The organism is Microbacterium sp. 22179, from assembly GCF_052045715.1.
Taxonomy (GTDB): domain Bacteria; phylum Actinomycetota; class Actinomycetes; order Actinomycetales; family Microbacteriaceae; genus Microbacterium; species Microbacterium galbinum.
This window is the reverse complement of record NZ_JBQEPJ010000006.1, coordinates 160,883-186,661: the sequence shown is the minus strand read 5'-3', so window position 1 is coordinate 186,661 and position 25,779 is coordinate 160,883. Positions and strand designations below refer to the sequence as shown.

At 69.5% G+C, this 25,779-nt stretch carries 23 protein-coding genes and 1 tRNA gene; 14 read left to right on the top strand and 10 right to left on the bottom strand.

What is annotated here, in order from left to right:
* Positions 1-11: 11 nt before the first annotated feature.
* Positions 12-467, bottom strand: coding sequence for a hypothetical protein (locus ACTJKK_RS14240; RefSeq protein ID WP_440748467.1), 456 nt, complete (start codon positions 465-467; stop codon positions 12-14).
* Positions 468-504: 37 nt separating this feature from the next.
* Entirely contained in the window at positions 505-1,089 is a 585-nt protein-coding gene (locus tag ACTJKK_RS14235; protein ID WP_440748466.1) for a GNAT family N-acetyltransferase, read from the bottom strand.
* Between the two features lie 107 nt (positions 1,090-1,196).
* Between ACTJKK_RS14235 and ACTJKK_RS14230 the strand changes: the two genes are divergently transcribed.
* Positions 1,197-1,273 (top strand) — tRNA-Pro (locus ACTJKK_RS14230).
* Between the two features lie 104 nt (positions 1,274-1,377).
* On the opposite strand, the gene ACTJKK_RS14225 is transcribed toward ACTJKK_RS14230, so the two are convergent.
* Positions 1,378-2,310 carry an excalibur calcium-binding domain-containing protein gene (locus tag ACTJKK_RS14225; protein ID WP_440748465.1) on the bottom strand — a complete coding sequence of 311 codons (933 nt, stop codon included), beginning with the start codon at positions 2,308-2,310 and terminating at the stop codon, positions 1,378-1,380.
* A gap of 46 nt (positions 2,311-2,356) precedes the next feature.
* Positions 2,357-3,517, bottom strand: a complete 1,161-nt coding sequence (locus ACTJKK_RS14220; protein ID WP_440748464.1) for an ice-binding family protein — start codon at positions 3,515-3,517, stop codon at positions 2,357-2,359.
* Positions 3,518-3,728: 211 nt separating this feature from the next.
* Here ACTJKK_RS14220 and ACTJKK_RS14215 point away from each other — a divergent pair, with 211 nt between their 5' ends.
* A complete protein-coding gene (locus ACTJKK_RS14215) occupies positions 3,729-5,438 on the top strand; it encodes a long-chain-fatty-acid--CoA ligase (RefSeq protein WP_440748463.1) in 1,710 nt (569 codons plus the stop codon).
* Between the two features lie 272 nt (positions 5,439-5,710).
* Complete coding sequence (locus tag ACTJKK_RS14210; RefSeq protein WP_440748462.1) at positions 5,711-6,100, top strand: hypothetical protein; 390 nt, start codon at positions 5,711-5,713, stop codon at positions 6,098-6,100.
* A 27-nt stretch (positions 6,101-6,127) separates the two neighbouring features.
* Here ACTJKK_RS14210 and ACTJKK_RS14205 read toward each other — a convergent pair whose 3' ends face one another.
* The 3 genes from ACTJKK_RS14205 to ACTJKK_RS14195 are packed head-to-tail and all read right to left on the bottom strand — an operon-like array spanning position 6,128 to position 11,882.
* Positions 6,128-9,583 carry an error-prone DNA polymerase gene (locus tag ACTJKK_RS14205; protein ID WP_440748461.1) on the bottom strand — a complete coding sequence of 1,152 codons (3,456 nt, stop codon included), beginning with the start codon at positions 9,581-9,583 and terminating at the stop codon, positions 6,128-6,130.
* Positions 9,583-11,121: a DNA polymerase Y family protein gene (locus ACTJKK_RS14200; protein WP_440748460.1), complete on the bottom strand. Its 1,539-nt coding sequence runs from the start codon at positions 11,119-11,121 to the stop codon at positions 9,583-9,585. The genes ACTJKK_RS14205 and ACTJKK_RS14200 overlap by 1 nt, the downstream gene beginning before the upstream one ends.
* A complete protein-coding gene (locus ACTJKK_RS14195; protein WP_247622056.1) occupies positions 11,118-11,882 on the bottom strand; it encodes a hypothetical protein in 765 nt (254 codons plus the stop codon). Before ACTJKK_RS14195 ends, ACTJKK_RS14200 begins: the two co-directional genes overlap by 4 nt.
* Positions 11,883-12,036: 154 nt before the next feature.
* Here ACTJKK_RS14195 and ACTJKK_RS14190 point away from each other — a divergent pair, with 154 nt between their 5' ends.
* From ACTJKK_RS14190 to ACTJKK_RS14170, 5 genes are all read left to right on the top strand, one after another.
* Positions 12,037-12,507, top strand: coding sequence for a prepilin peptidase (locus ACTJKK_RS14190; protein WP_440748459.1), 471 nt, complete (start codon positions 12,037-12,039; stop codon positions 12,505-12,507).
* Between the two features lie 55 nt (positions 12,508-12,562).
* Positions 12,563-12,775, top strand: a complete 213-nt coding sequence (locus tag ACTJKK_RS14185; RefSeq protein WP_247622058.1) for a response regulator — start codon at positions 12,563-12,565, stop codon at positions 12,773-12,775.
* A complete protein-coding gene (locus ACTJKK_RS14180) occupies positions 12,768-13,382 on the top strand; it encodes a CYTH domain-containing protein (RefSeq protein ID WP_247956427.1) in 615 nt (204 codons plus the stop codon). Before ACTJKK_RS14185 ends, ACTJKK_RS14180 begins: the two co-directional genes overlap by 8 nt.
* Before the next feature lie 70 nt (positions 13,383-13,452).
* Positions 13,453-14,619, top strand: a complete 1,167-nt coding sequence (locus tag ACTJKK_RS14175) for a type III polyketide synthase (RefSeq protein ID WP_440748458.1) — start codon at positions 13,453-13,455, stop codon at positions 14,617-14,619.
* Entirely contained in the window at positions 14,609-15,325 is a 717-nt protein-coding gene (locus tag ACTJKK_RS14170; RefSeq protein WP_440748457.1) for a methyltransferase domain-containing protein, read from the top strand. The genes ACTJKK_RS14175 and ACTJKK_RS14170 overlap by 11 nt, the downstream gene beginning before the upstream one ends.
* 89 nt (positions 15,326-15,414) lie before the next feature.
* Here ACTJKK_RS14170 and lpdA read toward each other — a convergent pair whose 3' ends face one another.
* Both lpdA and ACTJKK_RS14160 read right to left on the bottom strand, forming a co-directional pair.
* A complete protein-coding gene (gene lpdA / locus ACTJKK_RS14165) occupies positions 15,415-16,812 on the bottom strand; it encodes a dihydrolipoyl dehydrogenase (RefSeq protein WP_247631933.1) in 1,398 nt (465 codons plus the stop codon).
* A gap of 9 nt (positions 16,813-16,821) precedes the next feature.
* A complete protein-coding gene (locus ACTJKK_RS14160) occupies positions 16,822-17,484 on the bottom strand; it encodes a copper resistance protein CopC (protein WP_440748456.1) in 663 nt (220 codons plus the stop codon).
* 112 nt (positions 17,485-17,596) lie between these two features.
* On the opposite strand from ACTJKK_RS14160, the gene ACTJKK_RS14155 reads away from it, so the two are divergent.
* The 3 genes from ACTJKK_RS14155 (at position 17,597) to ACTJKK_RS14145 (ending at position 19,407) form a co-directional block, all read left to right on the top strand.
* Complete coding sequence (locus tag ACTJKK_RS14155) at positions 17,597-18,082, top strand: FHA domain-containing protein (RefSeq protein ID WP_247622064.1); 486 nt, start codon at positions 17,597-17,599, stop codon at positions 18,080-18,082.
* Complete coding sequence (gene ftsR / locus ACTJKK_RS14150) at positions 18,082-18,762, top strand: transcriptional regulator FtsR (protein ID WP_440748455.1); 681 nt, start codon at positions 18,082-18,084, stop codon at positions 18,760-18,762. The genes ACTJKK_RS14155 and ftsR overlap by 1 nt, the downstream gene beginning before the upstream one ends.
* Before the next feature lie 99 nt (positions 18,763-18,861).
* Positions 18,862-19,407, top strand: coding sequence for a MerR family transcriptional regulator (locus tag ACTJKK_RS14145; RefSeq protein WP_247622066.1), 546 nt, complete (start codon positions 18,862-18,864; stop codon positions 19,405-19,407).
* A gap of 69 nt (positions 19,408-19,476) precedes the next feature.
* Here ACTJKK_RS14145 and ACTJKK_RS14140 read toward each other — a convergent pair whose 3' ends face one another.
* Complete coding sequence (locus ACTJKK_RS14140; protein WP_247622067.1) at positions 19,477-20,289, bottom strand: ParA family protein; 813 nt, start codon at positions 20,287-20,289, stop codon at positions 19,477-19,479.
* Positions 20,290-20,382: 93 nt separating this feature from the next.
* Between ACTJKK_RS14140 and ACTJKK_RS14135 the strand changes: the two genes are divergently transcribed.
* The 3 genes from ACTJKK_RS14135 (at position 20,383) to def (ending at position 25,747) form a co-directional block, all read left to right on the top strand.
* The gene (locus ACTJKK_RS14135; RefSeq protein ID WP_440748454.1) at positions 20,383-23,790 is read left to right on the top strand and encodes a pyruvate carboxylase; all 3,408 of its coding nucleotides are present in this window, start codon (positions 20,383-20,385) and stop codon (positions 23,788-23,790) included.
* A gap of 65 nt (positions 23,791-23,855) precedes the next feature.
* Complete coding sequence (locus ACTJKK_RS14130) at positions 23,856-25,259, top strand: MinD/ParA family ATP-binding protein (protein ID WP_440748453.1); 1,404 nt, start codon at positions 23,856-23,858, stop codon at positions 25,257-25,259.
* Positions 25,256-25,747, top strand: a complete 492-nt coding sequence (gene def / locus ACTJKK_RS14125; RefSeq protein ID WP_247956422.1) for a peptide deformylase — start codon at positions 25,256-25,258, stop codon at positions 25,745-25,747. The genes ACTJKK_RS14130 and def overlap by 4 nt, the downstream gene beginning before the upstream one ends.
* Positions 25,748-25,779: the final 32 nt, after the last annotated feature.

Here is a 25,779-nt window from a genome sequence, read left to right as displayed (position 1 = left end):
GGCTCGACGGGTCAGGACTCGACGGTGACGTGCGTGATGGTGTCGTCATCGCCGAGATGGGCGGCAGGCCAGTAGCCGTCGGGGAAGTGCGTGCCGCAGGTGTCGGTCAGGTGGAGCACGATCGTGCCGTCGGCCGACGCCTCGATCGCTTCGAGTGCCAGGTCGGATGCGGCTTCGTCGAGCTCGAACGGTTCGGGGTCGCCCTGACTGAAGGCCGTGACCACCGCATCGGATGCGCGGCGCTGAATCGAGTCGATGTCGGCGACGACGGCGCGGAGGCGGGGGAGTCGTGCGCGGGATTCCTCGGCCGACGTCCCCTCGAGCATGAGCTCGATCGAGGAGTCGTCGCGGACGAGCGATCCGCCGTACCAGTCGTGCGTGAGCACCGTGCCATCGGTGAGTTCAGTCGTCGCGCGGGTGAAGGTGCCGAGCTCGGCGTCGTCGATGATCGGATGCTCGTCGCTCATGGCTCCACGCTATCGGTCGACGCAGGTACGTCGGGGTTCATTTCGAAAGGTCGAGCGTCACGAGTGGACGCCCGGTCTTCAGCTCGCCGCGCGGGCGGAACCCCTCGGCGAGGAACGTCGTGAGCATGCCGTGGAACAGTTCGTTCGCCTGCTGCTTCGAGCCGCCGGTGTCGACGGGGTAGCCCTCGATCAGACGGGCCCCCGCTGTGCGGGCATAGTCGACGGCCGCGCGCAGCAGGGCGCCGTTGAGGCCCTGTCCCCGGTGCTCGCGTCGCACGACGAAGCAGGTCACGGCCCAGACCGAGTCGTCGTCGAACGGCTCTTCGGTGGCGGCGGCGATCGCGCGGGTGTGCTCCAGCCGGCGCTGCACCGTTCGTGGGCCGATGCGGATCCATCCGGCGGCCTCGCCGTCGACGTAGGCGATCAGTCCCGGTGGCGGCCCCGCGTCGATCTCTTCGTGGAGCATCGTCGTGCGCTCGGGCGTCGTCGTCTCGTTCCAGTCCTTGTTTCGCAGCATCGGCCAGATGCACTGACAGCTGGCGCCGTCACCGCCTCCGGTCAGCGCGTGCTGCACGTCGTCCCACCGGGTGCTCGTGGCCAGCTCGGTCGTGATCGTGGTCATGGGCGGCACGCTACGCCGGGCATCCGACACTCGCAACGCCGGTGGTTCGCGGAGGCCTCGGCGTCAGGCTAAGATGGATGAGTTGCCTGCGCGAGAGTGCAGAACAACGGGCTGTGGCGCAGCTTGGTAGCGCACTTGACTGGGGGTCAAGGGGTCGCAGGTTCAAATCCTGTCAGCCCGACCAGAGAGAAGCCCCGGAGAACCGCTGAACGACGCGGAACTCCGGGGCTTTTTTCGTGCCCGGCGGCTCGTCCTCCTCCTGCTGACGAGCCGCCGAACATCCCGCGTCTAGTTGGACTCGCAGGCGATTCCGTCCTTGTCACGGTCGAGCCCGAAGACGTCCCCGTACCACGGGTAGTACTTGTTGAAATCTGCTTGGGCGGCCGCCTGCGAAGGGTAGTCAGAGCAGTTCTTGTCGAAGTTCGGCTTCGGCGGCGCGGTCGGCTTGGGGGGAGTGGTCGGCTTCGGAGGTGTTCCCCTCATCTCCGGGCGGGGTGAACCCAGCGCCTTGTACTCAGCGGCCGTGAGCGCCTTCGAAACCGTTGGGCCGGAGTAATAGATCGTGCCGCTGCCGTAGTTCTGCCAGACCTTGTCGTTCGGGAATCTCGTGCGCACGACGGGCGTCGGGCTCCCCTCCGCCTTCCAGCGCGCCGCGCTCACGGGCGAGCCCAACCCCTGTGCGTAGTCGGTCAGGAACGCGATGCTGGAGTTCCACGAGAGTTTGACGAAGCCCTGATTAGTGCGCTTCTCGAACGCCGGCTTCCCAGCTGCCGCCCATTCCGCGCCGGTCAGCGCGTGCTTGGTTCCGCCCACATCCTGGACGAAGATCTGCGAGGATCCGGCCCACTGATAGTAGGTCGACCCTTCGATCCACCCGGCGTTGCGCGGCTTCGGGTTGCCCGCCTTCTTCCACTCGGCTGCGCTCACGTGCTTCCAGATCCAGCGCGACCTGTCGGTGCCGAAGATCGTGACGGCGCTGATGGTGGGCGACCATGCGTACTTGACATAGCTGGTCGGCGCCGGTCGAGGAGTGGGAGTGCCCGCCGCCTTCCACTGCGCGAAGGTGAGGGCGGTGATGGATGTGCCCGTGACCGCCCAGATCGTCCCGTCGTACTTCGTGATGTAGTAATCGGTCGGCGATGCCGGTGTGGCAGGGCGGTCGTCCGGAAGCGTCGGAACGACGGCCGTCTGCGGCCCGCATCCGGCAAGCACGTTCAGCACCGCGGTCACCATACGCAGCGACCGCGCATCGCCGATGTCGTGCGGATCAGGCGTCGATGCGTGCACGCCTCCGCAGCAGAAGCGCGGTCGCTCCGAGAACCAGCAGAACGCCGGCCAACGGCCCGGCACCGAGATCGAGTCCGCTCTCGGCGAGCTCCGGTGCAACCGGCGCCTGAGGTGCTCCGACGACCGGTCCTGCCGGCGGTGCGGCGACGACCGCGGGCGCGATCGTGATCTCATACGCGACCACGACATCGGGCGAGGTCCCGTTGCTCACCACGACGGTGAAGGGGAAGGTTCCGGGTGCGGTCGGCGTTCCGGTGATGACGCCGGTGATCCCATCGAGCGCGAGTCCGGGAGGCAGGGAGCCCTCGGCGATCGCGTATGTCGGAGCCGGAGTACCGGTGGCGGTGATCGTATGCGTGTAGTCCACACCGGTCTCGCCGTTCGCCGGTGCGCCGGAGGTGACCTCGGGGCTTGTGCTCACCGTACCGGGAGCAGAGCAGCCGCTCGGAGCGACGATGACGTTGTCATCGAGTGTCACGGCGCCGGTGCGGGCCAGCAACCTGCCCTCGACGGTCGCGGCGGTCTGCGCCGTGACGGAGACGTCTGCCATGACGGTGCCGATGAACTGAGCTGCCGAGCCGATCGTGGCGGACGACCCCACCTGCCAGAACACGTTGCAGGCGCTCGCACCGCCGGTCAGGATGATGGTCGCGCCGGTCCCGATCGTGAGAGTGGATGCGGCCTGGAAGACCCAGACCGACTCTGCCGTACCCGCGAGCGTGAGTGCACCCGAAAGCGAGAGCTCGCCACCCGCGTAGACGCCAGGGGTGAGCGAGGCCCCCGCGAGATCGCCCAGCCCGGACACGGTCGGCGTCAGGCCGGCGGCGACATCGTATGCCGTCGTCAGATCGACCTGCGCCTGGGCGGCGACGGCGTCTGTCTGGTGCACAGTGCCGTTCACGGTTCCCGGAGGGAAGCCGGTGATCGAGGTCTCGGGGCTGAGTCCGAGATCGCCGTCGAGCACCGAGGGCCCGGTGTTGGTGACCGCCGCCGCTGCCAGCACGGCGAACGGGGTTGCGGTACCGAGGTCGATCGGGCCGTCGATCGTCGTGTCGGCGGATGCCGCGCTCGGGGAGGAGACGAGAAGGACGGCGGCGACGGCCGCCGCGAGGATGATGGCGGGTCTACGTGAGGGGAACATGACGTTCCTTCCGTTCAGGAGGGCTCGTCATCGACGGGGGTCAACAGGTCGGCACCTCCCGCCTGTCTATCACCGATATATCAATGCTCCCGATCTGGGCGGAACTGACTACTCAATCGTGACCTGGGCGCTCCCGCGCTCACGGACTCAGCATCCGCATTCCTCCCGCTCCTAGACTGGGCCGCACGGCGCACGTGCCGAGGAGGACCGGATGGACCACGAATCACTTTCCGACGCCAAGCCCTGGCTGAATGCCTACGCCGACGGCGTTCCGCACGAGATCGACGAGGTGACCCAGACTCTCCCCGAGATGCTCCGGCAGAGCGCCAAGAAGCACGCCAAGCGCACGGCGCTCGAGTTCTTCGGCGCACGGACCAGCTACGCCGATCTCGACGAGCGGGTCAGGCGCGCGGCCGCCGGTCTCCGGAGCCTCGGCGTGCGAAAGGGAGACCGGGTCGCACTCGTCCTCCCGAACTGTCCGCAGCACGTCGTCGCCTTCTACGCGGCGCTGCGACTCGGCGCGATCGTCGTCGAGCACAACCCGCTGTACACGCCGCGCGAGCTGCGCCATCAGTTCGAGGATCACGGTGCGACGTTCGCCATCGTGTGGAACAAGGTCGCCGACACCGTTGCGGCGTTCCCGTCCGACGTGCGCCCGGCGCACATCCTCACCGTCGATCTGACGCGGGCGATGCCGGCCGCTCAGCGCCTGGCGCTGCGTCTGCCGGTCCGACGAGCGCGCGACGCACGCGCGGCCCTGACCGCCAAGGCACCGCGGGGTCGCGGCATCCGCGAGTGGGAGAGCATCGAGCGCTCCCGGCCACTGCCGCGGCGCGCATCCGGCCCCGAACTCGACGACATCGCCCTGCTGCAGTACACGAGCGGAACCACCGGCGAGCCCAAGGGCGCGATGCTCACCCATCGCAACCTCCGCGCGAACGCGATGCAGGGTCGTGCCTGGTTGCCCGGCCTCCGCGAGGGTGAGGAGACGGTCTACGGAGTGCTGCCGCTGTTCCACGCCTACGGGATGACGCTCTGTCTGACGTTCGCGATGGGCATCGGAGCCAAGCTCGTGCTCTTCCCGACGTTCGACGTCGGTCTCGTCTCGACGGCCGTGCGCAAGTCTCCGCCCACGTTCCTCCCCGCAGTGCCGCCGATCTACGACCGTCTGACTCGCGCAGCATCCCGCGACGGCCTCGATCTCTCGACCGTGCGATTCGCCATCTCGGGGGCGATGAGCCTGCCCGTGTCGACGGTCGCACGCTGGGAGGAGGTCACCGGCGGCCTCCTCGTCGAGGGCTACGGGATGACCGAGACCTCGCCCGTCGCCCTCGGCAACCCCGTCGGCCCGACGCGGCGTCCCGGAACCGTCGGAGTCCCGTTCCCGAGCACGACCATCCGGGTGGTCGATCCCGACGATCCCCAGATCGACGTGGCAGCCGGCGATCCGGGCGAGTTGCTCATCCACGGGCCGCAGGTGTTCTCGGGCTATTGGGGGCGCCCGGAGGAGACGGCCGAGACCCTCTTGCCGGGAGGCTGGGTGCGCACCGGAGACATCGTCACCGTGTCGGAGGACGGCTTCGTGACGGTGGTCGATCGCCGTAAAGAGCTCATCATCACCGGAGGCTTCAACGTCTCGCCCAGCGAGGTGGAGGAGGCGCTGCGGTCGCACCCGGATGTGGAGGATGCCGCGGTCGTTGCTCTCCCGCGTGGCGATGGTGCCGAGATGGTCGCGGCCGCAGTCGTGCTGCACGCCTCGGCGGCGATCGAGATGGAGGCGCTCCGCGACTACTGCCGCACCCGGCTCGCGGCCTACAAGGTTCCGCGACGGATCGTGCCGATGGACGATCTGCCCCGGTCGCTGATCGGGAAGGTCCTGCGGAAGGACGTCCGTCAGCGGATGCTCCAGAAGGAGATCTAGCGCGACGGGGGATGAGCCCTCTCGAGTCGTCTGCCCCACGCAGGTCTTCTCGAGAGGGCTTCACCGTCCTCCCGGACGGTGGGGAGGCGGCGATGAAAACTCGCTGCTCTCTCTGGGGCTGATTCCCCAGTCCTCAGCCCCTGTAGCCCCCGCTACGCGTATCAGAATATCCCGAAATTGTCTTGTCCGCCATTTGGGGGACAAACTTTTTTGAAAGTCGTGATTTTCCGGGGTCTCTATCGCCCCGAGCGGATGCTTCCTAAGGTGGAGTCATGGACAGATCGATCGTGTTTCCGGGGCAGATCGCCATCGCGCAGGGCCACCGCGTCGAGGTGACCGAGCAGCTCGATCCGCTCAGTGGCGAGACGCTCGCGATCGCCGTCCGCGATCTCGAGACGAACATCCGCTACCGGCTCGTCGAAGAGGCTGCCGGCGTCGATGAGGTGCGTTGGCTGGGCAGGGTGCTGGACTGCACGATCGGCGTGTCGTCGACCGGCTCGCGCACGGAGCTGCGTCTGGATGCCCGCGGGCCGGGTCCGGTCGGCGCGAAGGTCGCCCTGCGCGAGGCGGATGCCGCAGCCGACGCCGCCAAGGCCGAAGCCGACCGCTGGGGCGGATCCGATCGCCCGCGGCCCGTCGAGGAGTCCGAGCGCTTCTGGTGAGTGGACGACCCTCCGGCGCTCGGGTACTCATCGGAAGTCCCGCGAGCGGTGGGAGAGGCCGGTGCGCAGATCGTCGAAGGCATCCGCGAGCACATTGATGACCCCTTCCTCGGAGCGTTCGAGGATTCCCCGGATGATCAGCGCGGGGGAGTCGCGAGCGACCCGACGGTAACGGTTCCAGACGCCAGCCGAGCAGATGATGTTGACGAGTCCCGTCTCGTCCTCGAGATTCACGAAGGTCACGCCCGCCGCGGTCGCCGGTCGCTGGCGATGGGTGACGAGGCCGGCGACCTCGACACGGCGGCCCGTCTCGTGGGTGCGCAGATCGGCGGAGGTGAGCACGCCGCGCTCGCCCAACGCCGCGCGGAAGTGCAGCATCGGGTGGTCGTCTGTCGAGACGCCGGTGGCCCACAGATCGGCGGAGAGCCGTTCGTAGCTGCTCTGATCGGCGAACAGAGGAGGCTGCACCGACACGCTGGTCCCCGGCAGGAAGCGGGAGCGGTCATCGGCCGCCGCCCCCGCGAGCCAGATGGCCTCTCGGCGTTCCAGACCGAGGCAGGCGAATGCCCCGGCGGTCGCGAGCGCCTCGAGCTGCGCGGCCGTGGCATCCGTGCGCCGCACGAGATCGTTCAGATCGCGATACGGGCCGTGCGCCTCGCGCTCCGCGACGATCCGCTCGGCCATCGGCACCCCGATCCCCCGCACCCCGCTGAGCCCCATCCGCACGGCGTAGCCGCCATCGCGACGGTGGGCATCGGATTCGTCCGGGGCATCGCGGTCGAAGCGCAGCGTCGGCGGCTGGGGCATGACGCGGCAGGAGTCGCGGCCCGTCGGCATCCGGCCCTCTGCTCCGGTGAGCGGTTCGAGCGTCTCGGTGGCCCCGGAGAGCTGCAGATCGGGACGCCGCACCTCCACGCCGTGCCGACGGGCATCCGCCGTCAGCGTCGCCGCGGAGTAGAACCCCATGGGCTGCGAACGCAGGAGGCCGGCGAGGAAGGCAGCGGGGTAGTGCAGCTTCAGCCAGGAGCTGGCGTAGACGAGGAGGGCGAACGACAGTGAGTGCGACTCCGCGAAGCCGAAGTTCGCGAACGCCTGGATCTGCGCGTAGATGCGATCGGATGCAGCCTCGTCGAGTCCGCGTCGTGTCATGCCCGCGTAGAGCTTCTCGCGCACCTTCTCGATCTTCTCCAGGCCCCGCTTGGATCCCATCGCCCGACGCAGCAGGTCGGCCTCGTCGGCGGTGCAGTCGCCGACCGCGGTCGCCATCTGGATCAGCTGTTCCTGGAAGATCGGGATGCCTAGGGTGCGCTTCAGGATCGGCTCGAGATCCGCGTGCGGATAGGGGATCGGGAAGTCGATGGGCGCCTCACCTCGGGCCGCGCGTTCCCGGTTCTCCTCGTCGACCCTGTCCTTCGCCATCTTGCGCTGCACGAACGGGTGCACCGCCCCGCCCTGGATGGGGCCCGGACGGATGAGGGCGATCTGGATCGCGAGGTCGTAGAAGCTCCGTGGTTGCAAGCGGGGCAGCAACCCGATCTGCGCCCGGGACTCCACCTGGAAGACGCCGATCGAGTCGGCGCGGCAGAGCATGTCATAGACGCCGGGCTCCTCCTTGGGCAGGGTCTCGAGCGTCCAGAGCTCGCCCGTCGCCTCGTGGATCAGGTCGAAGCAGTGCTGCAGGGCCGCCAGCATCCCGAGACCCAGCAGGTCGAACTTGACCAGGCCCATGAACGCCGCGTCGTCCTTGTCCCACTGGATGACGGTCCTGTTCTCCATGCGCGCGTGCTCGACCGGAACGACCTCACCGACCGGACGCGCAGTGAGCACCATCCCGCCCGAATGGATGCCGAGGTGGCGCGGCGCCTTCATCAGCTCACCGGCGTAGGCGAGAACGTTCTCGGGGATGTCGTGCCCTTCTGCGGGCTCCAGCCCGGCACCCCAGCCGTCGACCTGCCGCGACCACGAGTCCTGCTGTCCCGGGGAGTGCCCGAGCGCCCTGGCCATGTCGCGCACGGCGTTCTTCGGTCGGTACTGGATCACGTTCGCCACCTGAGCGGCGCGCTCCCGGCCGTACTCGGCGTACACCCATTGGATGATCTCCTCCCGGCGTCGCGAGTCGAAGTCGACGTCGATGTCGGGCTCCTCCTGACGGGTCGTCGCGAGGAACCTCTCGAAGGGCAGCCCGTACAGAATGGGGTCGACGGCGGTGATCCCCAACAGGTAGCAGACCGCGCTCGCCGCGGCCGACCCGCGCCCCTGGCAGAGGATGCCTCGGCGACGGGCCTCGGCGACGATGCCGTGAACGATGAGGAAGTAGCCGGGGAAGTCCTTCTCCTCGATCACGTTCAGTTCGCGTTCGATCCGACTCCGTCCGGCGTCATCGATGCGGGGGTACTTCGAGGGCACGGCCTCCCAGACGAGTCGGCGCAGCCAGCTCATCGGGGTGTGTCCCTCGGGGACCTTCTGCCGGGGAAGGGCAGGGCGGGCGAGACGCAGGGGGAAGGCGGATGCCGCGGCCAGCTCGAGCCCCGAGGAGATGGCTCCGGGGTACCGCCGGAAGCGCGCCGTCATCTCGGCGCCGCTGCGCAGATGCGCGCCCCCGTGCGCGGGGAGCCATCCATCGAGCTCATCCATGCTGCGCACCGCCCGGACCGCGGCGACGGCCTCGGCGAGCGGCGCCTGCTGCGGGGCGGCGTAGTGCACGTTGTTCGTCGCGACGACGGGGAGGTGCATCCGTCCCGCCAACTCCGCGAGCACGTCGTTGCGGCGGGTGTCGAGCGGATCTCCGTGGTCGAAGAGCTCGACGGCGACGTGCTCTGCGCCGAAGAGGTCGACGAGGTGCTGCAACGGCGCCCGGGCGTCACCGCGTTCGAGCCCCTGACGCACCGCACCTTTGCGGCATCCGGTCAGGATGGTCCAGTGGCCCCCGGCGCTCGCCGCGAGCTCGTCGAGATCGTAGACGGGGCGGCCCTTCTCACCGCCCCGCAGCTGCGCGGCGGTGATGACTCCGGAGAGCCGGTGGTAGCCCTCCATCCCGCGGGCGAGGACGAGCAGGTGCTCACCGGCCGGATCGGGCGTGCCGCGCTGCGGGGCCGGGAGATCGAGCGACAGTTCTGCTCCGAAGACGGTCTGCAGCCGGACGTCCATGAGCTCGGCGACCTCGGCGAAGCGTGCGGCACCGTAGAAGCCGTCGTGGTCGGTGAGCGCGAGGGCGCTGAGTCCGAGGCGCTCGGCCTCGATCAGGAGCGCCTCGGGGGAGGATGCGCCGTCGAGGAACGAGTACGAGGAGTGGGCGTGCAGCTCGGCGTAGGGCACGGCGTCATCGGGGCGCGGCACGGACGACGGCGGGATGCTCTTGCGTCGCCTGCTCACCGGGCCAGGGTCGGCCCGTGCCCCGGAGGGCTCGGCGCTCGCGGGTGGTGGCTCGCCGCTCAGAGTGCGAGCCAGCTCGCCCCACTTCAGAGGCGGGTTGTGGAAGCCCATCAGCGGTACCTCCCCTCGGCCCACCAGCGCCCACCGGCGCAGAACACCAGCCAGGCGCGATCTCGGTCGTCGACGACCTGGAAGCGGTGCCCTCTCTTGCCTCCGCCCGAGGCCCAACGGCGCTCGTGAACGGGCCAGGGCCCTGCCCAGGCGTGCACGGCGGTGCCGTCGATGAACGCGGGGTCGGAGGAGAGCGCGCCGCGTTCATCGATGCGGATCGCGGTGCCGTCGGCTCCGGTGACCCCGAGGGGGCGGGGCGGGCGGAAGACCTCGGCGGGAAGCGGGTCGGGCAGGCTCCCGGGCCAGGGCGAGGCGGGGTCGCGCGGAGCGACCGCGCGCTCACCCCAGGGAGTGAGCACCTGGCGGTCGGCGAGCCACCGTCCGCCGGCGAGCGCGGCGGTGACCACACCCTCGTGCCCCAGCATGGTCTGCACGCGGGACACGGCGTGGTGGAGGCGTTCATCCGTGCCGGAGCCGAAGAGCCCCGGCTGGTGGTGAGCGGCGTCATCGACCGCGACCGGCACGATCCGCACCGCCGAGATCCCACCGAACGCCCGTGCCTCGTCGACGGGATCCTTCGCGGTCTGCGCCGCCAGCGCCTCCAGTTGCCAGCGCACCCGGTCGACCAGGTCGGAGGCGTCGAAGCACGAGGGGTGCAGCCACGGTCGGGAGAACACCTGCCCGTTGTCGTCGGTCAGGTCGATGCGCACCTCGGTGCAGACGACGGATGCCTCGCCCAGCGCGAGCATCACCGCATCGGCCGTCTGCCGCACGGCGAAGGCCACCTGATCCGCGCCACTCAGTGGGGTCTCGAACTCCACGCTCCGCATCAGTTCCGGGTCGGGAGGGCGGGGCACGAGGCGCTGCGAGTCCGCGCCCGCGGCCAGCGCCCGGAGACGGGCGCCGCGCTCGCCGAAGCGATCGCGCACGTCGACGGGGCCGAGGGCGGCGAACTCTCCGAGGGTGCGGACGCCGAGGCGGAGGAGGAGGCCGGTGATCTGCTCGTCGCGCAGCACCTGCACGGGGAACGGCGCGAGGAACTCCCGTGCCTCACCCGGCGGCACGACGGTGCAGCGCTGCGGCCCGCGGGCGGCGGTCTCGGCGGTGAAGGGGCCGTCGCCGACGCCGATGCGCACCTCGGGGAACCCGGCCTCGGTGAGCTGCGTCACGAGCCAGGCCGCGGCAGCCTCCTCGCCGCCGTGATAGCGGGAGATCCCGCGAGCGCGAAGCACCGCGAGTCCCGGTCGCAGCAGCGTGACGCCGGGGGCGTGCTCCTCGATGAGCTGCAGCACGGGGAGGAAAGCACGCTCGTCGCGGTCGGGATCGTGGGGGAGCACGCGCAGGGAGGAGAGGCGCCCCTGCGCCTCGCGACGGCGCTGCCCGACCCGCACTCCGTGCTCGCGGGCGGAAGCGGTGCAGGCGACGACGATGTTCGCCTGCATCAGGGCCGTCGGCGGGTGCGGGAGCGCGTCGCCCAGTGCGGCGCGCAGCGGCCAGTCGGGGAACCACAGCACCAGGACGCGGAGAGGGGCGCTCATCCGGCCTCCGCCCAACGGAGGAGCTCGGGCGCCGGCGCAGGGCTCTGCGTGCGCGCGGGCAGAGAGGGGAGCGCGGCGAGCTCGGTCGTCACGGACTCGAGCGCACCGTCGCGCCCGGGCAGTCGCACGCGAACGCTGGAAGCGAGCGGACGTCGGCGGGTCTGCGCGGTCACGGTCACCGTGCGGTCGGACAGCAGCCCCCAGCCCGCGCCGAGGCCGTTCCACTGCGGGTCGTGCACGCGGATGGACCCCTCGCTCTGCGGCCAGACGCCGGTGACGAGCAGCGTGGAGCCACGATCGCGCAGCCGGGCGCTCAGCCGGGAGACGTCGGCGTCGCGCAACCGTGTTCCGGGGTGCACGGCGATCAGCGGCACGACTTCGGCGAGGGCGGAGGTCGCGGCGAACCAGCGATCGCCGGGATCGGGCACCAGGATCAGCCGGTCGAGATCGATTCCGAAGCCCGCGGCCGCCTCGACGCCGAGCGTCGGCATACCGACGACGGCGCACCAGTGCCCCTTCTGCGATGCCGCGCTCAGCAGGGCGAGGACGAGGCTCGGCGAGGGGGAGAGCGTGTATGCGGTGCCGGCGAGGAGGCCTTCGTCGGGGAGGATGGAGGAGAGGGCGGGGTCGAGCGGGAGCACGGCCTGGTCGCTGCGGCGGCGCTGCATCCGACTGATCTCGCGGCGCAGACGAAGCACCTCTCCCGCACGCGCATCGCTGTTCGGAGAGAGCGCGGTCACCGCATCGAGCCCGATCCCCATGTTTTCCATCCTCGAACGAATATTCGAATTAATCAAGTGATGGGGTCGATGCTAATTCGTACATCGGACATTGCGTGAACGGGCGTTCGGGCGACAGGGGGAGGTTATCCACAGCGCCCCGCAGGACGGAACCGGAATCTCCTAGCCTTCCGGGATGGATACGCGCTTCGCCCTCATCGGGCTCGTCCACCTCATGCTGCTCGGCATCGGCGGGTGGTTGCTCGTCATCGACGCGCGCACCCACCGCCTGCCCGATCGCATCGTGCTCCCGACCCTCGCGGGGCTCCTGCTGCTCGCACTCGTCGATGCACTCGCGACCGGCGACAGGGCGCCGTCGATCCGCGCGCTCCTGGGCATGATCGTGCTCGGCGGCTTCTACGCACTGCTGCGTCTGCTGAGTCGCTCGGGCATGGGAGGCGGCGACGTGAAGCTCGCGGCCGTGATCGGCCTGGTGCTGGCCTGGCACGGATGGACGGCCCTCGCGGTGGGCGCGGCATCCGCCTTCGTGCTCGGCGCGTTGTACGCCCTGGGGCTCATGGCGCTCCGGCGGGCCGATCGCACCACGCGCATCGCCTTCGGTCCCTGGATGATCGTCGGTGCGGTGCTCGGCGTCCTCGCCGTCTGACCCGGACCCGCCGGTTCTCCGCCCGAAGGTCGGAGCGCGGGGATAGGGTGAGGGCATGGCACTCGCACGACTTCACGGCGGCCCGCTGGACGGGCAGATCATTCCCCTCGGCGACGCGGACGACAAGCTGATCGTCCCCTACAGCGAGACGCAGGTGGTGTACAACCGTCGCGGCGAGCCGCAGAACACCGGCTCCGACGACGGTCCCACCGAGATCGACTACTGGTACGACGAGTCCCTCGAGGACCTCACGTCCAACGATGACTGAGCCGTCTCGCACCGTCGAGGTCGAGCGCAAGTTCGACGTCGACGATGCGACGCCGCTCCCTCGCTGGGACGCGATCCCCGGAGTCGACACCGTCACGGACGGTGAGTCCCGCGACCTCGACGCCCAGTACTTCGATACGGCCGACGGGGCGCTGTCGCGCTCCGGAGTGGCGCTGCGTCGACGCACCGGCGGTCCCGATGCGGGCTGGCACGTCAAGGGTCCGCGCGAGGGCGACGGCCGGCTCGAGCTGGGATGGCCGCTCGGAGATGGCGAGGGCATCCCGGATGCCGTCGCCGCCACGGTCGCCCGTTGGGCCACCGACCCGTTGACGCCCCTGGCGCGCATCCGCAATGACCGGACCGCGTATCTCCTCACCGGACCCGACGGCGTGATCGCCGAGTTCGTCGACGACCGGGTTCGCGCCACCGACCTCCGCCAGGGGGTCGAGCGCGCGTGGCGCGAGTGGGAGATGGAGCTGGGGCCGGCCGCGCCCGCGGACGCCGACGGGCGCGAGGCTTTCTTCTCCGCGGTCGAGGCCGCGGTGCGCACGGCCGGCGGGCGCGACGCCTCTTCCGGATCGAAGCTCGCCCGCGCACTCGGCTTCTGAGCCTTCGCAGAGGTCGCGACACGGCACAACCCCCTTCCCCCGGGAACAGGCCGCGTGCTTGAGTGACACCATGAGCCGTCCCGCCGTCCTGCGCTCGCTGCAGACGATCGTTCCCGACACCGTCATCGCGCAGGACGCGGTGAGAGACGTCTTCGCGCAGCAGCCCGGTCTCGGGCGGCTCGCGCAGCGGATCGTCACGGCATCCTTCGACGGCTCCGGCATCGACACCCGACACACCGTGATCGAGGAGTTCTCGCCGCTGCACGAGACGGACGAGCCCGTGTTCTTCGCCCCGGTGACGCGCCAGTTGCTCGCGCCGGGCACCCGGGCGCGCAACGACATCTACGTGCGCGAGTCGACGAGGCTGTTCGTGGAGGTCGCGCAGCGGGCGATCGAGGAGGATCCCGACCTTCAGGCATCCGATGTCACGCACGTGATCACCGTCTCGTGCACGGGCTTCCATGCCCCGGGACCCGAGTACGAGATCGTGCGCGCCCTCGGACTGGCCGACAGCGTGCAGCGCTTCCATTTCGGCTTCATGGGCTGCTACGCCGCCATGCCGGCCCTGCGCGCGGCGAGCCAGTTCTGCGCGGCGGATCCGGATGCCGTCGTCCTCGTCGTGAGCGTCGAGCTCTGCACCCTGCATCTGCGGTCTTCCGACGACCCCGACACGATCGTCGCGACCTCGCTGTTCGCCGACGGAGGGGCGGCCGGTATCGTCACGGCCCGCCAGCTGCCGTCGGAGGTGCCGGCGCTGAGTCTCGATCGTTTCCACACGGCGATAGCGCCCGAGGGCGAGAAGGACATGGCCTGGACGATCGGTGACGAGGGCTTCGAGATGATCCTCTCGACCGCTGTGCCGCAGATCATCGGCGAGACCATTCTCGGAGCGCTGCGCCCGCTGTACGTCGGGGAGCACGACATGTCGATCGCGTTCGAGGAGGGCGCGATCGGCGAGCGGGTCGCGCACTGGGCGATCCATCCCGGGGGACGCAGCATCCTCGACCGGATCCAGGAGCGTCTCCATCTGAGCGACGCACAGCTGCATCCGGCGCGCGCCGTGCTGCGCGAGAACGGCAACATGTCGAGCGCCACCATTCTCTTCGTGCTCAAGCGCATCCTCGAGGAGGAGGGCGCGCAGCGCGGAGATCGTGTCGCGGCGATGGCCTTCGGCCCGGGTCTCACCGCGGAGAGCGCGCTGATGACGGTCGAGACGCCGCGCGGTCATGGCGCCTGACCTCCGGGAGCGGGCGGTCGACCTGCGAGAACTCATGGACGACCCCGAAGCCGATCTGCGGATGCTCGAGCGCACGTATCGGCGCTTCGCGGTCGTCAACGCGTTGGTGTCGCGACCGGGGCTGCTCTATCGGCGGCACGTACGACCGCGCGCACGACGAGGCGAGGTGCGGATCCTCGACATCGGGGCGGGCGGGGGAGACCTCTGCCGGTATCTGGCGGGACGCCTTCGACGAGACGGGCTGTCGGCTCGGATCACGGCGCTCGACCCGGACGACCGGGCGATCGACTGGGCACGCACCCATGACGGCACGGCCGGGGTCTCGTACCGATGCGCGGACAGCGCGACGCTCGCGGATGCCGGAGAGCGCTTCGATATCGTCGTCTCGAACCATCTGCTCCACCACCTCGACTCCGCCGAACTCGCGGCTCTCCTCCGCGACAGCGAGAAGCTGGTGGAGCCGGGTGGCGTCGTCGCACATCAGGACATCGCGCGGGGACGCGCCGCCTATGCGCTCTACGCCGCGGGCACGGCGCTGTTCGCGAAGAACCTCCTCGCGGACTCGTTCATCCGGATCGACGGCCTGCGCAGCATCCGCCGCTCCTACACCGCGGCTGAGCTCGACGCGGTGACCACCGAGGGGTGGCGCGTGCGATCGGCGCTGCCGGCTCGGCTCGAACTGCGGTGGGAGCATCCGCTCGGCTGAGCATGCACGGCCGCCATACGCACGAAGGCCCGGTCGCGCGAGCGCGGACCGGGCCTTCGTGGCGGCGCCTTCGAGAGGCGCGCGGGTGATCAGAAGTTGATCATGTGTCCTGCGAGGCCGTGGAAGCCCTCCTGCAGTGCCTCCGACAGCGTCGGGTGCGTGTGCACGTTGCGCGCCAGCTCGAGCGCGGTGAGGTCCCACTTCTGGGCCAGCGTCAGCTCGGGCAGCAGCTCCGAGACGTCGGGGCCGATCATGTGGGCGCCGATGAGTTCGAGGTGCTCGGCGTCGGCGATGAGCTTGACGAAGCCGACCGGCTCGCCGAGGCCGTGCGCCTTGCCGTTGGCCATGAACGGGAAGCTGACGACCTTGATGTCGCGCCCCTCGTCCTTCGCCTGCTGCTCGGTGAGGCCGAACGACGCCACCTGCGGCGAGCAGAACGTCGCGCGCGGCATCATGCGGTAATCGCCGAGGGTCATGGTCTCGGCGTTGCCGATGGTCTCGGCGGCGACGACACCCTGCGCCTCGGCCACGTGGGCGAGCTGCAGCTTGGCGGTCACGTCGCCGATGGCGTAGATGCCCTCGACGTTGGTGCGCATGTGGTCGTCGATCGCGATCGCGCCGCGCTCGGTGAGCTCGACACCGGTCTTCTCGAGGCCGAAGCCCTCGACGCGCGGGGCGAAGCCGATCGACATCAGCACCTTCGAGGCCTCGATCGAACCGGACTGGCCGTCCTTACCGGTGTAGGTGACGGTGACGGACGAACCGTTGTCGACGACAGTCTCGACCTTGGTCGAGGTGAGGATGTCGACGCCATAGTTCTTGTACTGCTTGGCGATCTCCTTCGAGACGTCGGCGTCCTCGTTGGGGAGGGCACGGTCGAGGAACTCGATGATCGTGACCTTCACGCCGTAGTTCGTCATGACGTAGGCGAACTCCATGCCGATCGCGCCGGCACCGACGATGACGATCGATTCGGGGAGCTCGCGGCTCATGATCTGCTCTTCGTAGGTGACCACGTTCTCGCTGAGCGTGACGCCGGGGAGCAGGCGCACCGTCGAACCGGTCGCGATGATGACGTTGTCGAAGGTGACCTCTTCGGTCGTGCCGTCGGACTTGGCGACCGAGATGGCCTTCGGGCCGGTGAACGTGCCGCGGCCGTCGTACTCGGTGACCTTGTTCTTCTTCATCAGGAAGTGGATGCCCTTGACGCGGCCGTCGGCCACGACACGGCTGCGGTCGAACGCCTTGCCGTAGTCGAGCGAGAACTCGCCCGAGATGCCGAAGAAGTCGGCCTTGTGCTTCAGGGTGTGGGCGATCTCCGCGTTCTTCAGGAGGGCCTTGGAGGGGATGCAGCCGACGTTGAGGCAGACACCACCCCAGTACTTCTCCTCGATGATGGCGGTGGACAGGCCGAGCTGCGCGCTGCGAACCGCAGCGACGTATCCACCAGGACCTGCACCGAGGATGACGACGTCGTAATGAGGCATGCGTTAAGCCTATCGCGCCGCGGAGTCGTCGGAACCGGCCGGCGAGGCGCTCCGGCGACGCCGGGAGAGGATGACCGCGAGCGTGATCCCCGCGGCGATCACCAGGATGCCGAGGACGACGAGGATCCAGATCCACGCCGGTGAGGATGCGGTGTCCGCGGGGTCGTCGGCCGTGAGGGTCGGCGTCGCGGTGGGCGTCGCTGTCGGGGCGGGGGCGAACGACGAGGAGGACGACTCGGTGGGGGCGGGCGTCGGTTCGGTGGTCGGCAGGGTGCTGTTCGTGACCGTGAAGAAGTACTCGCCCGATGTCGGATGCCCGTCGCTCGAGACGACCTTCCAGACCACGTGATAGGCGCCGGCCGTGGCTTCTGCCACCAGGGGCTGGGTGACCGTGGGGCCTTCGGTGACCGCCGCGCCGTCCGTGACCGGGGAACCGGCGGCATCCGTCACCTGGACCTCGGTCGCGCCCTCGCCCGTGATGAGGTCGGCGCTGAAGGTGAGGGTGATCTCCGCGGGCAGGACGTCGACCGTCGAATCCGCCTCGGGCGAGGACGCGGTGAGCGCGTCATGGGCCGAAGCCGACAGGGGAGCGAAGAGCACGAGGAAGGCGGCGAGAAGAGCCGCAGCGAGAGCGAAGGGCGCGGTCGAGCGCCGGAGAATGGTGGTCTGCACCCCACCACCCTAGGAATATCCGGTGTGCGCGGCCTGAATGTGGGAATCGACTGTGGATGCGGCTCCCGCGGGGGCCTCGGCATCCGATAGTCTGGACGATCAGGAGGGCAAAGTGACAGACAGCGAGAGCCGACCGGCCGCAGAAGCGGCGATTCACCGATCCGGCGAGCAGAAGCACGACGTGACGCAGACGTTCGGGCACGATTCCGACCTGTCGTTCGTTCCCTTCGGCGTGGAACTGACCGAGGTCGAGCAGTCGGCGATCGCCGCGCTTCCCTCCGGATCCGCGTTGCTGCTGGTGCGCTCCGGAGCGCTGGCGGGTGCACGCTACCTCCTCGACACCGACGTGACCACGATCGGGCGGCACCCCGAGGCCGACATCTTCTTCGACGACGTGACGGTCTCACGTCGGCACGCCGAGGTCACTCGGAACGGCGCGGCGTTCGAGATCATCGATCAGCGGTCGCTGAACGGCACGTACGTCAACGGCGAGCGGTTCGACCGCAGCCCCCTGGTCGACGGAGCAGAGGTGCGCGTCGGCAAGTTCCGGCTGAACTTCTTCGCCTCCCCGGTCGACCGCGCAGCGGCCAACGCCTGATGGCGGCTTCCCCGGCCCGCGAACGATCTGCGTCCGCGGGTCTTCTGAGCATCGGTCAGGTGCTCGCACGTCTGACGCCCGACTTCCCCGATCTCACCTCCAGCAAGCTGCGGTTCCTCGAGGTGCAGGGGATCGTCACCCCCTCGCGCACGGAGTCGGGATACCGCAAGTTCTCGCAGGCCGACATCGAGCGCCTGCGTCTCGGTCTCACGCTCCAGCGCGATCACTACCTTCCGCTGAGCGTGATCCGCGAGCAGCTGGACGAGGCGAGCACGGAGTCTGCAGCCCTCACGCCTCCGCTGTCGATCACCCCGACGCCGCGCCGCTACCGCCGTACCGAACTGCTCTCCGCGGCGGGCGCGGGCCCTCAGCTGCTCAACGACGCGATCAGCACCGGCGTCATCACCGCGCAGGAGACGTACCCCGAAGCCACGGTCGCTCTGCTGCGCGGATTGGTCGCCCTCGACCGCCATGGCATCGAGCCGCGGCATCTGCGCGCACTGCGTCAGGGAGCGGATCGCGAGGTCGCCCTCATCGAATCCGCGCTCTCCGCGCTGCTGCGGCGCACCGACGCCGCATCGCGCGCCAAGGCGAGCGAATTGGCGCCGGAACTGGCGTCGAAGATCGACGAGGTCCGCGGGCTCTTCGTCAAGGAAGCGCTCACGCGCGTCCTTTCGTAACGAACTGATTGCGACACACCTTCGCGGTGTCGCGGATGTCGTTGCCGCCCCGGGGGTGCTGCTCTAGCGTGGAGGTAACCGTTCCAGGGAGGATTTGAAATGAATGCGGATGAGCTCACAGGCGACCCGCGGTTCGTGCCCGAACTCCTCTTCACCGACGGTCTCCCGGCGATGGACGACGAGGTCGGATACCGCGGAGCGGTCGCCGCTCGTGCCGCCGGCATCACCTACCGCCAGCTCGACTACTGGGCGCGCACGGAACTGGTCGTTCCGACCGTCCGCGGCGCCAGCGGCTCGGGCTCGCAGCGTCTCTACGGTTTCCGCGACATCCTCGTGCTCAAGCTCGTGAAGAGCCTTCTCGACACCGGTATCTCGCTGCAGCAGATCCGCACCGCGGTCGAAGAGCTGCGTCGCGCCGGCATCCGCGATCTCGCCGGCACCACGCTCATGAGCGACGGTGCCTCGGTGTACCTCTGCACGTCGAACGACGAGGTCATCGACCTCGTCAGCCGCGGCCAGGGAGTTTTCGGCATCGCCGTGGGCAAGGTGCTCCGCGAGGTCGAGTCCACCCTGGTCGAGTTCGACCCCACGGCTCCGGACCCCGTCGACGAGCTGGCCAGCCGCCGCTCGAAGCGCTCCGCCTGACCACCGTCCGACCGGACACAAGAACGGCCACCCTCGTCGAGGATGGCCGTTTCTCATGTCTGCGAGGCGTTACGCCTGCTGTCCGGTCTCGGGGACCGGGATGCGCCCCGTGCGGATGATGCGATCGAGGAGCTGATCGAAGTCGGCGGCGAGTTCCTGCGCCGAGTCGCCCGGCCAGATGTGCAGCGGCTTGGCGGCGCCCTGCGCCTGCTGGAGCGACGTGCGCTCGGGGAGCTGGGGGGAGAGGACGAGCGGTCCGAACATGTCCCGCAGTTCCTTGATGCGGAACTGGTGCTCGATCGACTGCGGGCGCACGCGGTTCACGACGATGCCCAGCGGCTGCAGGCGGGGGGAGAGTCCGCGGCGGATCTCCTCGATCGCGCGCAGGGCGCGGTCGGCCGCGGCCACCGAGAACAGGCCGGGCTCGGTGACGACCATCACGCGGTCGCTCGCGGCCCAGGCCGTGCGCGTGAGGGCGTTGAGCGACGGCGCGCAGTCGATGAGAACGAGGTCGTAGTCGGCTTCGACCGCCGCGAGGGCCTCTTCGAGCTTCCACACGTCGCGCACGCTGGGGTGCGGGCCGTCGAAGTTGATCGCGGACGGGCTGCCGATGAGCACGTCGATCGTGCCGGGGTGCACCTTGGCCCAGCCGCTGGAGGTGATCGCCTGGCGGACGACCTTCTCCTTCGGGTTCGCCAGGACATCGGCGATGTTGAGTCGTCCTGCCACCTGGATGTCCATGCCGGTGGACACATCGGACTGCGGGTCGAGGTCGACGACGAGAGTACGGACGCCCCGGGCGAAGGCCGCTGAGGCCAGGCCGAGGGTCACGGTCGTCTTGCCGACGCCTCCCTTGAGAGAGCTGACGCTGAGTACGTGCACGGACTCCACGTTACCTTGCCCTAGTCTGGGGGGACACTCAGCCCCGCCCCATGTGCGCGCATCCACGCGCACATCGAGCTCCCAGAGGTGTGCATGTTCCAGAAGATCCTTGTGGCCAACCGCGGCGAGATCGCGATCCGCGCCTTCCGCGCGGCCTACGAAGTCGGAGCCAGGACCGTCGCGGTCTTCCCGCATGAGGATCGGGGCTCCGTGCACCGCCTCAAGGCGGACGAGGCCTACGAGATCGGCGAGCGCGGGCATCCGGTGCGCGCGTACCTGAACGTCGACGAGATCATCCGCGTCGCGCTCGAGTCCGGCGCCGACGCGATCTACCCCGGCTACGGCTTCCTGTCCGAGAACCCGGAGCTGGCCGAGAAAGCCGCCGCCAACGGCATCGTGTTCATCGGTCCGCCCGCCGCCGTGCTCGAGATGGCGGGCAATAAGGTCGAGGCCAAGCGGCACGCCGTCGAGGCCGGCGTGCCCGTGCTGCGCTCGACCGAGGCATCCGCCGACGTCGAGGCGCTGGTGTCGCAGGCCGCCGACATCGGTTTCCCCCTCTTCGCGAAGGCCGTGGCCGGCGGTGGTGGGCGCGGAATGCGACGCGTCGAGACCGCCGCCGAGCTCGCCCCCGCACTCGCCGAGGCGATGCGCGAAGCGGACAGCGCCTTCGGTGACCCGCGGATGTTCCTCGAGCAGGCCGTGGTGCGTCCCCGTCACATCGAGGTGCAGATCCTCGCCGACAAGACCGGTGAGACGGTGCACCTCTTCGAGCGCGACTGCTCGGTGCAGCGCCGTCATCAGAAGGTCGTCGAGATCGCCCCGGCGCCGAACCTCGACGACGGCATCCGCACCGCCCTGCACGGATACGCCGTCGCCTTCGCACGGTCGATCGGGTACGAGAACGCCGGCACGGTCGAGTTCCTGCTCGAGACCGCGGGGGAGCGGGCGGGTGAGGTCGTCTTCATCGAGATGAACCCGCGGATCCAGGTCGAGCACACGGTCACCGAAGAGGTCACCGATGTCGACCTCGTCCAGAGCCAGATGCGCATCGCCGCCGGTCAGACGCTGGCGGAGCTCGGCCTGCAGCAGCGGAACCTGCAGCTGCGGGGTGCGGCCCTCCAGTGCCGGATCACGACCGAGGATCCCACGCAGGGCTTCCGCCCGGACACGGGGAAGATCACGACGTACCGGTCGCCCGGCGGCGCCGGCATCCGTCTCGACGGCGGAACCGTGCACCAGGGGGCGCAGATCAGCCCCCACTTCGATTCGATGCTGACGAAGCTGACCTGCCGCGGACGCGATTTCCCCGCGGCGGTCGCCCGTGCGCGTCGTGCGCTGGCGGAGTTCCGCATCCGCGGCGTCTCGACGAACATCCCGTTCCTGCAGGCGCTGCTCGACGACGACGCCTTCGTGGCCGGAGACCTCAGCACCTCGTTCATCGACGAGCGTCCCGAACTGCTGCGCGGACGGGTGTCGAAGGACCGCGGCACCAAGATCCTCAACTGGCTGGTCGACGTCACCGTCAACAAGCCGAACGGTGCGCACCCGGGGGCCGTCGATCCCCGCACGAAGCTGCCGGCGGTCGACCTCGCCGCCGAGCCGGTGCCCGGCTCGCGTCAGCGCCTTCTCGAACTCGGACCGGAAGGGTTCGCGGCCGAACTGCGCGCGCAGAGCGCGCTGGCGATCACCGAGACCACCTTCCGCGATGCGCATCAGTCCCTGCTCGCCACGCGCGTGCGCACGAAGGACCTCGTCGCGGCCGCTCCCTACGTCGCTCGACTGACGCCGGGCCTGCTCTCGGTCGAGGCATGGGGCGGGGCGACCTACGACGTCGCGCTCCGGTTCCTGGGCGAGGACCCCTGGGAGCGCCTCGACAAGCTGCGGGCGGAGCTCCCGAACGTGGCGATCCAGATGCTTCTCCGCGGGCGGAACACGGTCGGCTACACGCCGTACCCGACGGCCGTCACAGATGCCTTCGTGGCCGAGGCCGCCGCGAGCGGTGTCGACATCTTCCGCATCTTCGACGCCCTCAACGATGTCGAGCAGATGCGTCCGGCGATCGCGGCGGTCCGGCGCACCGGGACGGCGGTCGCGGAGGTCGCGCTCTGCTACACCGGCGACCTGTTGAATCCGGCCGAGGACCTCTACACGCTCGACTACTACCTCGGCCTCGCCGAGAAGATCGTCGATGCCGGGGCGCACATCATCGCCATCAAGGACATGGCGGGCCTGCTGCGTCCGGCGGCCGCCGCGAAACTCGTCTCCGCGCTGCGCGAGCGCTTCGATCTCCCGGTGCACCTGCACACGCACGACACCCCGGGCGGGCAACTCGCCACGCTCCTGGCCGCCAGCGCCGCCGGTGTCGACGCGGTGGATGCCGCATCCGCGCCGCTGTCGGGCACGACGAGCCAGCCCTCGCTGTCGGCGCTGGTCGCCGCGCTCGCGCACACCGACCGCGACAGCGGCATCGATCTCGCGGGCGTCTCGGATCTCGAGCCGTACTGGGAAGCCGTACGGCACCAGTACGCGCCGTTCGAGTCGGGTCTCCCGGGGCCCACGGGGCGCGTGTACCACCACGAGATCCCGGGTGGCCAGCTCTCGAATCTGCGTCAACAGGCCAAAGCGCTCGGCCTCGCCGACGACTTCGAGCTGATCGAGGACATGTACGCCGCCGCTGACCGGATCCTCGGTCGCGTGCCGAAGGTCACGCCCTCGTCGAAGGTGGTCGGCGATCTCGCCCTGCACCTCGCCGCGGTGAAGGCCGACCCGGCCGATTTCGAGGCGAACCCCGAGAAGTACCACGTGCCGGACTCGGTGGTCGGCTTCATGGCCGGAGAGCTCGGCGACCTGCCGGGCGGATGGCCGGAGCCGTTCCGCTCGAAGGTGCTCGCGGGGCGCACGGTCCGCGTCGGGTTGACCGATCTCACGGCCGACGACGAGTCGGCTCTCGCGGGCGACAGCGCGACACGACGTGCGCGTCTGAACACCCTGTTGTTCCCGGCGCCGATGCAGGAGTTCAGCCAGATGCGCGAGCTCTTCGGCGATCTGTCGGTGCTCGACACCGGCGATTACCTGTACGGCCTCGTGGCGGGACAGGAGCATCTGGTCGAGATCGACCGCGGCGTGCAACTGTACGTCGGGCTCGAGGCGATCGGCGACGCCGATGACCGCGGCATCCGCACCGTGATGACGACCCTCAACGGCCAGCTCCGACCGGTGTTCGTGCGAGATCGCGCGATCACCGTCGACGCCCACGATGTCGAGAAGGCCGACACCTCCGTTCCCGGTCAGGTCGCCGCTCCGTTCTCGGGGGTCGTCACCCTGAAAGCCGAGATCGGGGCCACTGTCCGAGCCGGTGAGCCCGTCGCGTCGATCGAGGCGATGAAGATGGAGGCCGCGATCACGGCGCCCGTCGACGGTGTCGTCGAGCGCCACGCGATCTCGTCGACGCAGCAGGTCGACGCCGGCGATCTTTTGGTCGTCATCCGTCCCGCGCACTAACCTTGTCCGGCGGGGGCAGCGCACGATGCGGCGCGCCCTCGCCTGCGCATGCTTGGAGCGAGACAGTGACCCCGAAGAATACCCCTGATCACCGCGAGGACGACGCGATGGGGGTGCTCGACGACGCCGCGTCCGTCGCGACGACCGGCATCGGCATCCTCGGTGGAACCGCCCAGGTGAGCGTCGTCATGCCGCAGGAGCACGATGACGGTCTCGCCGACGAAGAGGTCATCGACGGCGAGGTCGACGAGGCCGTCATCGCCGACATCGTGCTGGAAGATGCCGTCATCGCGGTGTCCTCCGCACCGATCGCCGCCGCCGTCGAGGAGGTCGTCGCCGAGCCCGAGCCCGCCCGCGTTCCCGAGCCCGCTCCCGAGCCCGAGCCCGTCGTGGTGCCTGCGCCCACCCCCGTGAAGGAGACCGCTCCCGTGGAGAGCCCGAAGAAGTCCGTCGCACCGCGCACCGCTCCACCGGAGGTGACGCTGACGTCCAAGCGTCTCGGCGATCTGAGCGGCGCCAATCGCGAATCCGCCGATCTGCTCACGACCGACCGGTTGCTCGATCCGCATCGCGTGGCGAAGCCCGAACCCGAAGGCGCCTGGAGCCACCTGCTGTACTCGATCTCCGGCCGACGGATCAACATCGGCGACGGGCGTCGCGCGCGCGAGCGCAAGGCGCTCTCCGCTCGGATCGCCGCTCCGCTGCCCGGCGGAGCCCGGTTCGTCCCGGTGCTCTCCCGCAAGGGCGGGGTGGGGAAGACCGCGATCACGGCTCTGCTGGGCATGGCGCTGGCGGATGCTCGTGACGACCGTGTCATCGCGATCGACGCGAATCCCGACCGGGGAACGCTCGCCGATCGGATCGTGCGTCCGCAGCACACGAAGTCGGTGCGCGATCTCGTGCGCATCCACGATCAGGTGACCGGGTACCACGACATCTCGGCGGTCGTCGCACGCGATGCGACGCGGCTCGACGTGCTCGCCTCGGACACCGATCCGCGCATCGCCGAAGCGTTCAGCGACACCGACTACCGCGACGTGGCGGATCTGGCCGCGCACTACTATTCGTTGGTTCTCACCGATACCGGTACGGGCATCGTGCACTCGGTGATGGCGGCCACGCTCGATCTCGCCGACCGCATCGTCATCGTCTCGGGCCTCAGCGTCGACGAGGCGCGTTTGGCGTCCGAGACCCTGACCTGGTTGGAGACGAACGGGTTCGAGGATCGCGCGCACGAGGCGATCGTCGTGCTCAACCACTCCACGCCCGGCACGCCGCTCGTGCGGGTGAACGAGCTGGAGGCGCACTTCGCCTCCCGCGTCCGCAGCGTTGTGCAGATGCCCTACGACGCGCAGCTCGCCGCCGGCGGCGCCATCGTGTTCGCGAACCTGCAGCCCGAGACGCGTCTCGCAGCGCGTCAGCTCGCCGCGCTGCTGGTCGAAGGACTGCGGACGGAGGCATCCGCATGACCGTCCGTGAGATCCGGATCTTCGGCGATCCCGTGCTGCGCACCGTGTGCGCACCGATCGACGAGATCGACGACGGTGTCCGCGCTCTCGTGACCGACCTCGTCGAGACCGTGGAACTGCCCGGGCGCGCGGGCGTCGCCGCGCCGCAGATCGGTGTCGCGTTGCGGGCGTTCAGCTACAACATCGACGGCGACATCGGCTACGTGATCAACCCCGTCCTCACCGAGGTGCGCGGAGAGCCCGTGCCCACGGGGGAGGGGTGCCTGTCGGTGCCGGGCCTCTGGCACGACGCGCTGCGGTACCCCTGGGCTCGCGTCGAGGGCATCGATCTCGACGGCGCGCCGGTCGTGCTCGAAGGAGAGGGGCTGCTCGCGCAGGCTCTGCAGCACGAGACCGACCACCTCGACGGCAAGCTCTACCTCTCGCGTCTGGATCCCGAGACGCGGCGCACGGCGATGCGCCAGGTGCGCGAGAGCGACTGGTTCTGACGCCGGTACCTCCTTCTCCGAACGAGAGAGCC

Bases quoted from the DNA above. Each gene is read 5' to 3' on its own strand.
- ACTJKK_RS14185 (WP_247622058.1), top strand. From the start codon at position 12,563: ATGGCACTCGCACGACTTCACGGCGGCCCGCTGGACGGGCAGATCATT.
- ACTJKK_RS14240 (WP_440748467.1), bottom strand. From the start codon at position 467: ATGAGCGACGAGCATCCGATCATCGACGACGCCGAGCTCGGCACCTTC.
- ACTJKK_RS14145 (WP_247622066.1), top strand. From the start codon at position 18,862: ATGAATGCGGATGAGCTCACAGGCGACCCGCGGTTCGTGCCCGAACTC.
- ACTJKK_RS14220 (WP_440748464.1), bottom strand. From the start codon at position 3,517: ATGTTCCCCTCACGTAGACCCGCCATCATCCTCGCGGCGGCCGTCGCC.
- lpdA (WP_247631933.1), bottom strand. From the start codon at position 16,812: ATGCCTCATTACGACGTCGTCATCCTCGGTGCAGGTCCTGGTGGATAC.
- def (WP_247956422.1), top strand. From the start codon at position 25,256: ATGACCGTCCGTGAGATCCGGATCTTCGGCGATCCCGTGCTGCGCACC.
- ACTJKK_RS14200 (WP_440748460.1), bottom strand. From the start codon at position 11,121: ATGAGCGCCCCTCTCCGCGTCCTGGTGCTGTGGTTCCCCGACTGGCCG.
- ACTJKK_RS14170 (WP_440748457.1), top strand. From the start codon at position 14,609: ATGGCGCCTGACCTCCGGGAGCGGGCGGTCGACCTGCGAGAACTCATG.
- ACTJKK_RS14190 (WP_440748459.1), top strand. From the start codon at position 12,037: ATGGATACGCGCTTCGCCCTCATCGGGCTCGTCCACCTCATGCTGCTC.
- ACTJKK_RS14210 (WP_440748462.1), top strand. From the start codon at position 5,711: ATGGACAGATCGATCGTGTTTCCGGGGCAGATCGCCATCGCGCAGGGC.
- ACTJKK_RS14215 (WP_440748463.1), top strand. From the start codon at position 3,729: ATGGACCACGAATCACTTTCCGACGCCAAGCCCTGGCTGAATGCCTAC.
- ACTJKK_RS14205 (WP_440748461.1), bottom strand. From the start codon at position 9,583: ATGGGCTTCCACAACCCGCCTCTGAAGTGGGGCGAGCTGGCTCGCACT.
- ftsR (WP_440748455.1), top strand. From the start codon at position 18,082: ATGGCGGCTTCCCCGGCCCGCGAACGATCTGCGTCCGCGGGTCTTCTG.
- ACTJKK_RS14175 (WP_440748458.1), top strand. From the start codon at position 13,453: ATGAGCCGTCCCGCCGTCCTGCGCTCGCTGCAGACGATCGTTCCCGAC.
- ACTJKK_RS14180 (WP_247956427.1), top strand. From the start codon at position 12,768: ATGACTGAGCCGTCTCGCACCGTCGAGGTCGAGCGCAAGTTCGACGTC.
- ACTJKK_RS14135 (WP_440748454.1), top strand. From the start codon at position 20,383: ATGTTCCAGAAGATCCTTGTGGCCAACCGCGGCGAGATCGCGATCCGC.
- ACTJKK_RS14235 (WP_440748466.1), bottom strand. From the start codon at position 1,089: ATGACCACGATCACGACCGAGCTGGCCACGAGCACCCGGTGGGACGAC.
- ACTJKK_RS14195 (WP_247622056.1), bottom strand. From the start codon at position 11,882: ATGGGGATCGGGCTCGATGCGGTGACCGCGCTCTCTCCGAACAGCGAT.